This window comes from Simplicispira sp. GW247-4R2A, from assembly GCF_059424465.1.
Genome location: NZ_JBWKZM010000006.1, coordinates 93,536 through 105,112, shown reverse-complemented (window position 1 = coordinate 105,112; position 11,577 = coordinate 93,536). Strand labels below are relative to the sequence as shown.

General features: G+C 63.5%; 7 protein-coding genes. 5 read left to right on the top strand and 2 right to left on the bottom strand.

Annotated features, from left to right (window positions below; all coding sequences use genetic code 11):
* Positions 1-60 precede the first annotated feature (60 nt).
* Positions 61-1,698 carry an FAD-binding oxidoreductase gene (locus tag AC07ZH_RS06420; RefSeq protein WP_495199025.1) on the bottom strand — a complete coding sequence of 546 codons (1,638 nt, stop codon included), beginning with the start codon at positions 1,696-1,698 and terminating at the stop codon, positions 61-63.
* 94 nt (positions 1,699-1,792) lie between these two features.
* Between AC07ZH_RS06420 and AC07ZH_RS06415 the strand changes: the two genes are divergently transcribed.
* The gene (locus AC07ZH_RS06415; RefSeq protein ID WP_495199024.1) at positions 1,793-2,863 is read left to right on the top strand and encodes an AraC family transcriptional regulator; all 1,071 of its coding nucleotides are present in this window, start codon (positions 1,793-1,795) and stop codon (positions 2,861-2,863) included.
* On the opposite strand, the gene AC07ZH_RS06410 is transcribed toward AC07ZH_RS06415, so the two are convergent.
* Positions 2,853-3,815 carry a bifunctional helix-turn-helix transcriptional regulator/GNAT family N-acetyltransferase gene (locus tag AC07ZH_RS06410; RefSeq protein ID WP_495199023.1) on the bottom strand — a complete coding sequence of 321 codons (963 nt, stop codon included), beginning with the start codon at positions 3,813-3,815 and terminating at the stop codon, positions 2,853-2,855. The genes AC07ZH_RS06415 and AC07ZH_RS06410 overlap by 11 nt on opposite strands.
* A gap of 252 nt (positions 3,816-4,067) precedes the next feature.
* On the opposite strand from AC07ZH_RS06410, the gene AC07ZH_RS06405 reads away from it, so the two are divergent.
* The 4 genes from AC07ZH_RS06405 to AC07ZH_RS06390 all read left to right on the top strand — a co-directional run bounded on the left by AC07ZH_RS06405 (position 4,068) and on the right by AC07ZH_RS06390 (position 11,575).
* Positions 4,068-6,443, top strand: a complete 2,376-nt coding sequence (locus tag AC07ZH_RS06405; protein ID WP_495199022.1) for a YgiQ family radical SAM protein — start codon at positions 4,068-4,070, stop codon at positions 6,441-6,443.
* Between the two features lie 271 nt (positions 6,444-6,714).
* A complete protein-coding gene (locus AC07ZH_RS06400) occupies positions 6,715-8,637 on the top strand; it encodes a PrkA family serine protein kinase (RefSeq protein ID WP_495199021.1) in 1,923 nt (640 codons plus the stop codon).
* Between the two features lie 53 nt (positions 8,638-8,690).
* The gene (locus tag AC07ZH_RS06395; RefSeq protein WP_495199020.1) at positions 8,691-9,959 is read left to right on the top strand and encodes a YeaH/YhbH family protein; all 1,269 of its coding nucleotides are present in this window, start codon (positions 8,691-8,693) and stop codon (positions 9,957-9,959) included.
* Positions 9,956-11,575 (top strand): SpoVR family protein, encoded by a 1,620-nt coding sequence (locus tag AC07ZH_RS06390; protein ID WP_495199019.1) that lies wholly within the window; start codon positions 9,956-9,958, stop codon positions 11,573-11,575. Before AC07ZH_RS06395 ends, AC07ZH_RS06390 begins: the two co-directional genes overlap by 4 nt.
* Positions 11,576-11,577 lie beyond the last annotated feature (2 nt).

Genomic DNA, 11,577 nt, shown 5'->3' with positions numbered 1-11,577 from the left:
TCGGTTCACTAGGCCCAAGCCCAAGACAGTGCTGTTGCACGACGAGGCGCACCAACGACGTTAGACGATCGAAGGCAATGCCGTGTTCGCCCATGGCCCGCCGTCCTGTAATAGTTTTCCAGGATTCATGATGCCCTGCGGGTCGAAGTGGCGGCACAGCCCGGCCAGGGTGGCCATGCCCAGCGGGCCCTTCTCATCCACCAGATGCGCCGCGTGGTCGCGCCCCACGCCGTGCTGGTGGCTGACGGTGCCGCCATGCGCGGCAATCGCGTCGGCCACGGCGGCCTTGAACTTTTGCCAGCGCTCGAAGTTGGGCGCAAAGCCGCCCGGTGCAATGGGCCACACGTACTGCGAATAAATGCTGCTGCCCTGCGGGTACAGGTGCGAGAGGTGGGTGAAGGCGTGCACCCGCTGGCCATAGCCCTCAAACACATCGCGCGCGGCCTGCTCCATCGCCAGCATCAGCGGTTTCACCTGGGGCCAGTCAACCGCTGTTTCGATGGTGTCGGCCGCGTAACCCAGCTCCCACAGCGTGTTGCGCAGGTAGGGGCCTTTGAAGCGGTTGGCCGCCCATTTGCTGCCCATGGCGGGGCCGATGTGCACAGCGCCGTAGTGCGCCAGCAGGCGCCGGGCCTCGCGCAGGGTGTGGCGGGCGGTGTGCTTGTCGCTGCTGACGCCCAGCATCAGCATGCATTTGCCTGCGCTGCAGCCGCGCCAGGCCAGGTACTTTTCCATGGCGCCCACCAGCCGCTCGTGCCCGGCCAGCGTGAGGTTGGTTTCGGTCTCGATGCCGTTGGACAGCCGCAGCATCGACAGCGGTAACTTGCGCTGCACCAGCGCACGCACGGCGGCTTCGGCGCGGTCCCAATCGGGCAGGAAGAGGGCGTGAAAGCTCTCGTGCTCTGGCAGCGGTGTGATGCGCACCGTGGCTTCGGTGAGGATGCCAAAGCGCCCCTCGGAGCCCAGCACCAGCTCACGCAGGTCCGGTCCGGCGCTGGCAGCAGGAAACGTTGGCAGGGTGAGCGGCCCTATCGGCGTTTCCATGCGGCCCCCGGCAAACAAGGCTTCGATGCGTCCGTAGCGCAGCGACTGCTGGCCGCTTGAGCGCGTGACCACCCAGCCGCCCACGGTCGAGTATTCAAACGACTGTGGAAAATGGCCCAGCGTGTAGCCGTGCGCACGCAGTTGCGCCTCTACCAGCGGTCCCGGCGTGCCCGCGCCAAAGGTGGCGAGTTGGCTGGCGGTGTCCAGGTGCTGCAACTGGTTCATGCGCGTGAGGTTCACTGACAGGATGGGGCGTTCGCTGACCGGGCAATCGAGGTGCCCGGCGACGCTGGTGCCGCCCGCAAAGGGGATGACCATCCAACGGTTCGCGTGCGCCAAGTCCAACAGTTCGCGCACCTGCTCGCCCGATTCGGGATACGCCACGCCATCGGGTACCGGGGGCAGGGCCCCAAAGCGCTTCCTGATCCAGTCGGCGTAGCTTTCGCCGAGCGCCATGGCAAAGCGCTCCGAAGGTTCGCGCGAAATCAGAGAGTGCTCGGGCAGGCGCGACGGCGGGATGCACGCCAGCAGGTGTTCGCGCCGCGCGTCCTGCCCCGGCAGACCCGGGCCCAGGCGCCCGGCCAGCATGGCGCGGGCGCTTTCGGTCAGGTTCATCGAAGTGGCGTCGTCGCCCCAGCCGTTCCAGCGTCGCATGACATACTCCCTTGCACATTTTTCAGGCTCTGGCCGCGCGCCGCGCCTGGATGCTGCCGAATGTAGACCCGCGCACGCCCTTTGCCATTCCGCAATGCCGCCACCCACTTGTTCTATCGCGCCAAACCGCTTCCCGGGCCGCGTCGTCGCGCCGTATGCGCACACGCTCATTGAACTGGCGCGTGCTGAAGGCGTTTCGCAGGATGGAGGTGCAGCAGCCGATGCGGATATGCCGGTGGCGCAGTACCTTGATCTCCTGGCGCGCGCCTGCGAACACGCCGGGCCCGCCTTCGGCTGGCGCCTGGGGCAAAGCGTGAAACCTACTACCTATGGCGTCAATGGCATCCTGCTGCTGGCCTGTGCGACGTTGGGCGAGGCGCTGGCGCAGGTGCTGCGCTTTGAATCGCTGGTGCACGACCTGGGCCGCTCGCAGTTTGCTCTGGAGGGCGGCCATGCGGTGTACGCCTGGCGCAATGATTGCGCGGGCCACGCGGCGGCATCTGCCCTGAGCGAGTCGGTGTTCTCGGGCATCCTGACCTGCGCGCAGTGGCTGCTGGGCCGGCCAGTCGAGAGCTTTGCACTCGAATTCACGCATGCGGCCAACGCGCAGAGCGCTTCCTATATCGCGCAGGCCTGCGCCGCGCAAGTGCGCTGGGGCGCGGACGCCAACCGCGCCATCTTCCCCTCCGCACTGCTCGATTGGCCCTTGCCCCAAGCCCAGCAGGGCGTGCTGGCGCTGCTGCAGCGCCATGCGGACGCGCTGCTGCAGGCACGCCACCCGCGCGATGCGGGCATTGCGGCGCAGGTACGCCAAAGCCTTTCGGGCCGACTGGGCCGGGGCACGGTGAAGTTGGCGGACGTGGCGCAAGACTTGCACCTCTCCACCCGCACGCTGCAGCGCCGCCTGGCAGACGAAGGCCTTGCCTACCAGACGTTGCTCGACGCCACGCGCCACGAGCTGGCCTGCCACTACCTGAGCGGCTCGGCCCTGCCGATTGCCGAGGTGGCCTACCTGCTCGGATTTCAGGATGCGCCGGCCTTTACCCACGCCTTCAAGCACTGGCAAGGGCAGGGGCCGGGGCAGTACCGGGCAGGGACATCCCGGAAAAGTTTGCGTCCGCTTGCGGATGCTGAGAATCGCACCCGCCGGGGACTTACAGCTTGAGTGACCAGGTTTCGCCCACCAGGCTTTTCCCAAACCCGTCATAGGGCTCGGATTTCACCAGCCGGAAGCCCCGTTTGGCATAAATGGCGCGGGCCGCCACCAGGCAGCTATTGGTCCACAGCACCATCTTTCGGTAGCCCTTGGCGCGTGCGAAGGCGAGGCACTCGTCGGTCAGGCGTCCGCCCAGGCCCAGGCCGCGGGCCGAAGGCGAGAGAATGAGCATGCGCAACTGCGCCGTGGAGGCCGACTTGCGCACCACGAACACGGCGCCGACACGCTCGCCGTCCAGCTCGGCAATCCAGCAGCGCTCCCAAGCTGGCTGGAACTTGCGCACGAAGCGCGCGGCGATGTCGGCCACCAGCGCCTCGAAGCGGGCGTCCCAGCCGTACTCGCGCCAGTAGGTTTCGCCGTGCTGCTGCACCACCCAGCCCATGTCGCCGGGAAGCGGTTCGCGCAGCATGGCCATGCGAGGGACAACGGGCGCGCCGGTTCCGGGTGTCAACAAGGTTTCGATGCGTTCCATCGCGCTCACCAGTTCCCGTTGGCGCGCCGGGGGCAGAGGCGCCAGCAGTGCGGCGGCCTCGTCCCGGGAGCGTTGCTGCAGCGGCTCGAAGGTTTCGCGTCCCAAGGGGGTCAGGCCGAGCACTTGTTGGCGCGCGTCCTTGGCGCTGGCGCTGCGCTGCATCCAGCCCGCGGCTTCAAAGCGGCGCAGCACGCGGCTGAGGTAGCCGCCATCCAGTCCCAGATCGCGCCCAAGCTCGCTCGCCACGGGCGCATCGCGGTGCGCCAGTTCGTAGAGTACGCGCACGTCGGTCAGCGACAGTTCGCTGCCCAGATAGGGGTCGAGCACGCCGACGCGCCGGGTGATGAAGCGGTTGAACTGCCGCACGGCTTTGACGGCGGCGGCAGGGACGGGTGCAGCAGCGGGTGCAGCATCGACTCGCGGTTTCATTGTTGCCTTTGTCATATTATTAATTGACAAAGGCAAGTATATGCTCTGTAGCGTTATGTCGATTTGACGACTCGGGTCGCTGCGAGCCAGTTGCTCGCGGCGATGTCAGGCCTCGTCGCCTCCGCGCGTCTTGGTCACGCGTAGGCACCCTGGCGACGGTAAAAAGGCATGTAGCCTTAAAATTGCGGGTTACCCATTAATGCGCCGGACGCTGCCCTCTAGGGGCATCGTGGGAGCGCGCACCACTTTTGCATGAACGCCCCCGTCGACGTTTCCTTTTTCGCGCGCGCCGCCAAGCCGCTGACCAGCTACCGCCCGTACTGGGCCAAGCGCTTCGGCACGGCCCCCTTCCTGCCCATGAGCCGCGCCGAGATGGAGCAGCTCGGCTGGGACAGTTGCGACATCGTGCTCGTCACCGGCGACGCCTACATCGACCACCCCAGCTTCGGCATGGCCGTGATTGGCCGCACGCTTGAAGCCCAGGGCTTTCGCGTCGGCATCATTGCCCAGCCCGACTGGCAAAGCGCCGAGCCCTTCAAGGCGCTGGGCAAACCCAATCTGTTCTGGGGCGTGACGGCGGGGAACATGGATTCCATGATCAACCGCTACACGGCCGATCGCAAGATCCGCAGCGACGACGCCTACACGCCCGGCGCCGAAGGCAACCGCCGCCCCGACCGCGCGGCCATCGTCTACAGCCAGCGCTGCCGCGAGGCGTACAAGGACGTGCCCATCGTGCTCGGCGGCATCGAAGGGAGCCTGCGTCGCATTGCCCACTACGACTACTGGAGCGACAAGGTGCGCCGCTCCATCGTGGTGGATGCCAAGTGCGACCTGCTGCTCTACGGCAACGCCGAGCGCGCCCTGGTCGAAGTGGCGCACCGCCTGGCGGCGCGCGAGCCGGTGGGCAACATCACTGACGTGCGCGGCACCGCCTTTGTGCGCCGCAGTTCGCCCGAGGGCTGGTTTGAGATCGACTCCACCGACGTGGACCAGCCGGGCCGGGTGGAAGACCACACCAACCCCTACCAGACCACCAGCGAGCAGGCGGCGGAGCAGGGCGGCACATGCAGTTCGCAAGATACTACGGTTTCGATAGCTTCTAGCGTACAACCAGTAAGCGCTAGAGGCCAAAAACAGTCTGAAAATGGCACCACCACCCACACGCTGAACTTCGTGCCCAACCCCGCTCTTGCGGGCAAGCGCAAGGCGCCGCCGCAAGACCGCACCGTCATTCGCCTGCCCAGCTACGAGCAGGTCAAAAGCGACCCCGTGCTCTACGCCCACGCCAACCGCGTGATGCACCTGGAAACCAACCCCGGCAACGCCCGGGCCATGGTGCAGGCGCACGGCGAGGGCACCACGGCCCGCGACGTGTGGCTCAACCCGCCGCCCATCCCGCTGACCACGGCCGAGATGGACCACATCTTCGACCTGCCCTACGCACGCAGCCCGCACCCGCAGTACCAGGATGAGCGCGGCCGGCACGACGGCGCAACCAAGATTCCGGCGTGGGAGGTGATCCGCTTTTCCATCAACATCATGCGCGGCTGCTTCGGTGGCTGCACCTTTTGCTCGATCACCGAGCACGAGGGGCGCATCATCCAGAGCCGCTCGGAGGAATCCATCCTGCGCGAAATCGAGGACGTGCGCGACAAGGTCCAGGGCTTCACCGGCACCATCTCCGACCTGGGCGGCCCGACGGCCAACATGTACCGCCTGGGCTGCCGCACGCCCGAAATCGAGGCCGCCTGCCGCAAACCGAGCTGCGTCTACCCCGGCATCTGCCAGAACCTGACCACCAACCACGATCCGCTGATTTCCATTTACAGGAAGGGCCGGGCCATCAAGGGCATCAAGAAGATCCTCATCGGCTCGGGCCTGCGCTACGACCTGGCCATCCAGTCGCCGGAATACGTCAAGGAGTTGGTGCAGCACCACGTGGGCGGCTACCTGAAGATTGCGCCCGAGCACACCGAGGCCGGCCCGCTGACCAAGATGATGAAGCCGGGCATTGGCAACTACGACAAGTTCAAGCAGTTGTTCGAGAAGTACACGCAGGAGGCCGGCAAGAAGCAGTTCCTCATCCCGTATTTCATCGCCGCCCACCCCGGCACCAGCGACGAGGACATGATGCACTTGGCCATCTGGCTCAAGAAGAACGGCTTTCGCGCCGACCAGGTGCAGACCTTCTACCCCAGCACCATGGCCACGGCCACGGCCATGTACCACACCGGCATCAACACCCTCAAGGGCGTGCACCGCGATGAACGGGGCGAAAAGGTGGACGTGGTGCGCGGCGAAAAACGGCGCCGCCTCCACAAAGCCTTCCTGCGCTACCACGACCCCAAGAACTGGCCGCTGCTGCGCGACGCGCTCAAGGCCATGGGCCGCGCCGACCTGATTGGCAACGGCAAGCACCATTTGATTCCGACCTACCAGCCGATGGCGGGAAGTTGCAGCGGCAACAGCAAGGAAAAGTTCCTGACGATTCCCTCGATGGTGATGGAAAAAAACAGCCCAAAGCCCGGCCAGACGTTGACACAGCACACTGGGCTTCCACCGCGCCCGGGAACTGGGCCCAAAAAGCCGAGCTACCGCCCAGTGGGCAAACGCGGGCCGGCGTAATCCGCCTGCGGCCCCGCAGTGCTGCTGGCCGCATGCCCCTTTGCCTGGGCGGATGTGGGCGCCGGGCCTGCCTGCACGTCTGCTGCCCAATGGCGCAGTGTGCCGCATTCTGAACGGCACTGTGTCGGCCGAGAAATAGCCTTGCTTGTGCCCACAATTACCCTGTTCAAAGCCTCAGTGAGGTGCTACAAAGGGCCGAGCCGCTAGCATTTTTCCATTGCAATTCGGTGGCACCGCCGGGCTTGCCAGGGGTGCTGCCACAGGAGGCCGTATGGATGCCATCAGCAACTTCGCTGCCCGCTATGCCCGATCGCGCGAAGAGGAGATGTCGGTCGACGAGTACCTCGCCGAGTGCCAACGCGAACCCATGGTCTACGCCACTGCTGCGCAGCGCATGCTGGCCGCCATCGGCGAGCCTGAGATGGTGGATACGCGCGACGACCCACAGCTCTCGCGCATCTTTGCCAACAAGGTCATTCGGCGCTACCCCACTTTTGCCGAGTTCTATGGCATGGAAGACGCCATCGAGCAGGTGGTGAGCTTCTTCCGCCACGCGGCGCAGGGGCTCGAAGAGCGCAAGCAGATCCTGTACCTGCTGGGCCCCGTGGGCGGAGGCAAAAGCTCCATCGCCGAGCGGCTCAAGTACCTGATGCAGACGGTGCCCTTCTATGCGCTCAAGGGCTCACCGGTCAACGAATCGCCTCTGGGTCTTTTCGACCCCTTGGAGGACGGTCCGGTACTCGAAGAGCAGTTCGGCATTCCCAGGCGCTATCTGCAGCGCGTGCTCTCGCCCTGGGCCGTCAAGCGTCTGGAGGAATTTGGCGGTGATATCCGGCAGTTCCGCGTCGTCAAGCGCTACCCCAGCATCCTCAAGCAGGTGGCGCTGGCCAAGACCGAGCCGGGCGACGAGAACAACCAGGACATCTCAAGCCTCGTGGGCAAGGTGGATATCCGCAAGCTGGAGAATTTTGCCCAGGACGACACCGACGCCTACAGCTACTCAGGGGGCTTGTGCCTGGCCAACCAGGGCTTGCTCGAATTTGTCGAGATGTTCAAGGCGCCCATCAAGGTGCTGCATCCGCTGCTCACCGCTACGCAAGAGGGCAACTACAAGGGAACCGAGGGCTTTGGTGCCATCCCTTTTGATGGCATCGTGTTGGCGCACAGCAACGAGAGCGAGTGGAAGGCGTTTCGCAACAACAAGAACAACGAGGCCTTCCTGGATCGCATCTATATCGTCAAGGTGCCTTATTGCCTGCGGGTGAGCCAGGAAATCAAGATCTACGAAAAGCTGATCCGGGAGTCGTCGCTGGGCCATGCCATGTGCGCGCCGGGCACGCTCAAGATGATGGCGCAGTTCGCAGTCCTCACACGCCTTAAGGAGCCGGAAAACTCCAGCATCTTCAGCAAGATGCAGGTCTACGACGGCAAGAACCTCAAGGACACCGACCCGCGTGCCAAGAGCTACCAGGAGTACCGTGACTATGCCGGCGTGGATGAGGGTATGACGGGCATTTCCACCCGCTTTGCCTTCAAGATACTGTCCAAGGTGTTCAATTACGACAGTACCGAAGTGGCCGCCAACCCGGTGCATTTGATGCATGTGCTGGAGCAGCAGATCCAGCGTGAGCAGTTTCCCGCCGAGCTGGAGACCAAATACACCAGCTACATCAAGGAATACCTAGCCCCGCGCTATGCCGAGTTCATCGGCAAGGAAATCCAGACAGCCTACCTGGAGAGCTACAGCGAGTACGGGCAGAATATTTTTGACCGCTACGTCACCTACGCCGACTACTGGATCCAGGACAGCGAGTACCGCGATACCGACACTGGCGAGGTGTTCGACCGCAACGCGCTCAATGCCGAGTTGGAAAAAATAGAAAAACCCGCTGGCATTGCCAACCCCAAGGATTTTCGCAACGAGATCGTCAACTTCGTGCTGCGCGCGCGCGCCAACAACCAGGGCAAGAACCCGAGTTGGACCAGCTACGAAAAGTTGCGCTTGGTGATCGAGAAGAAGATGTTCTCCAACACCGAGGAACTGCTGCCTGTCATCAGCTTCAATGCCAAGGCCAGCGCCGAGGACGCGCGCAAGCACGAGGATTTCGTCACCCGCATGGTGGACAAGGGCTACACCGCCAAGCAGGTGCGGCTGCTGTGCGAATGGTATTTGCGCGTACGCAAGAGCAGTTGACACACTACGGGCGCTTCCAGCGGGAACGTTCGTGCATGCGTGAAGGCAAGCAGATGGCATTCCAAATCATCGATCGCAGGCTCGCCGGCAAGAACAAGTCGGTGGGCAACCGTGAGCGCTTTGTCCGCCGCTACAAGCAGCAAATTGTTGAAGCGGTGCGCCGTGCGGTGTCCGAGCGTGACATTCGCCACATCGAGCAGGGGGAAAACATCACCATTCCCAGGAAAGACATCAGCGAGCCGGTGTTTCGCCACGGTCAGGGGGGTATTCGGGATGCGGTGCACCCCGGCAACACCGAGTATGTGAGCGGTGACCGCATTGCACGGCCCCAGGGGGGTGAAGGCGGCCGAGGCTCGCAGGCCAGTGACAGCGAGGGCGGTGAGGACGACTTCACCTTCACCCTGTCCAAGGAAGAGTTCATGCAGCTCTTTTTTGAGGACTTGGCCTTGCCGCGTCTTCTGCGTACGCACATCGGCGAGACGCCGCAGTGGAAGTGGCGCCGTGCCGGTTACAGCCAGGATGGCACGCCCCATAACCTGGCCGTGGTGCGCACCATGCGTGGCGCCCTTGGGCGGCGCATTGCATTGACCAAAGCACCGCACCGAGAACTGCAAGCGCTGCAGGCGCAGCTCGAAGGCTTGCTCGCACAGGACGATGGCACCAGCGAGGCTTTGGCCGAGCTGCAGCGGCGCATGGAGCGGCTCAAACAGCGCATCGCCAAAACGCCTTTTCTTGATCCCATCGACCTGCGCTTTCGGGCACGCACAAAAGTACCGGTGCCCATCAGCCGGGCGGTGATGTTCTGTCTGATGGACGTATCCGGATCCATGGACCAGGAGCGCAAGGATCTGGCCAAACGGTTCTTCATTCTGCTGTACCTGTTCCTGACACGGCACTACGAGAAAATTGACATCGTTTTCATCCGCCACCATACGCAGGCAGGCGAGGTGAGCGAAGACGAATTTTTTCACTCCACTGAAAGCGGAGGCACGGTGGTCAGCAGCGCCCTGGTGTTGCTGGACCAGATCATCCAGGATCGCTATCCTGCGGGCGACTGGAATATCTACGTGGCGCAGGCCAGCGATGGCGACAACTTCCCCGCGGATAGCGGCAACTGCCGCAAGCTTCTGGCAGAAAGCATCCTGCCATTGGTGCGCTATTTTGCGTACGTGCAGGTGGCCCAGGAAGAGCAAAACCTTTGGCACGAATACAGTCAGCTTCTGCCCTTGTTTGGCAACTTTGCCATGCGAAAGGTCTCTGAATCCGGCGAGATATACCCGGTATTTCGCGACCTGTTCAAGAAAGAAGGGGTGCCGGCATGAACATGGTGCAGTACCCGGTCCTCGAACGGCGCAGCAGCGACAACCCCTGGAAAGCCGCCCAGGTAGGCGAACGCCGCCATAGCGGGGTTCCCAAGGAGCCACTGCCAGCAGGTGCACGCCCGGCGCAGACGCTGCCCGATCCCAGCGACTGGACCTTCGAGCTGATAGAGCGCTACCACAGCGCCATTGCGGCCACGGCAGAACGCTTTGGCCTCGATACCTACCCCAATCAGCTGGAAATCATCACTGCCGAGCAGATGATGGACGCCTACTCCAGCGTAGGCATGCCGGTGAACTACCGCCATTGGAGCTATGGCAAGGAATTCCTGGCCACCGAGCGGCGTTACCGGCGCGGCCACATGGGGCTGGCGTACGAGATGGTGATCAACGCCAACCCCTGCATCAGCTACCTGATGGAGGAGAACACCACGGCGATGCAGGCCCTGGTCATCGCCCACGCCGCCTACGGACACAACAGTTTCTTCAAGGGCAACTACCTGTTTCGCATGTGGACGGACGCCTCCAGCATCATCGACTACCTGGTGTATGCCAAGGACTATGTGGCCAAGTGCGAGGAGCGCTACGGCCTGGATGCCGTGGAACAGTTGCTCGACTCCTCGCACGCCCTGGCCAACTATGGCGTGGATCGCTACCGCAGGCCTTCAAAAAAGAACCTGGCACACGAACGGCTGGAGCGCGAGCGGCGCGAAGCCTACGCGCAGCAGCAGGTCAACGAACTCTGGCGCACCTTGCCCACCCCCGCTGGCAAGGACACTGCGGCCCAGGAGCTTGATCGCTTCCCCAAAGAGCCGCAGGAAAACATCCTGTACTTCATTGAAAAGAACGCGCCGTTATTGGAGCCCTGGCAGCGTGAGATTGTGCGTATCGTGCGCAAGATAGCGCAGTATTTCTACCCCCAGCGCCAGACGCAGGTCATGAACGAAGGCTGGGCCACTTTCTGGCACTACACCATCCTCAACACCTTGTACGACGATGGGTACTTGAGCGATGGCGTGATGATCGAGTGGCTGGGCTCACACACCAACGTCATCTACCAGCCCCCCGTGGGCCACCGTGCCTATAGCGGCATCAACCCCTATGCGCTGGGTTTTGCCATGTACCGCGATATCCAGCGCATTTGCCAGAACCCTACCGAGGAAGACCGGCGCTGGTTCCCCGACCTTGCCGGAACCCCCTGGCTACCCGCCCTGGATGGCGCCATGCGCAACTTCAAGGACGAGAGCTTCGTGGGCCAATTTTTAAGCCCCCACCTGATGCGCGAGATGCGCCTGTTCGCTCTGCACGACGATGCCAGCGCGCCCGACCTGGTGGTCAGTGCCATCCACGATGAAGCGGGCTACCACACCTTGCGCCAGACGCTGTCGCAGCAGTATGACCTGGGAACGCGCGAGCCCGATATCCAGGTCTGGAACGTCAATCTGCGCGGCGACCGAAGCCTGACGCTGCGCCACACGCAGTACCACGGCCGTCCTCTGGCCGACGACACCGCAGAAGTCCTCAAGCACGTGGCGCGGCTGTGGGGCTTCGGTGTGCAGATCGAGAGCATGGGCAGCGATGGCAAAATTTCTGCCCTGTCGCAGGCTATCGCCCAGTAGGA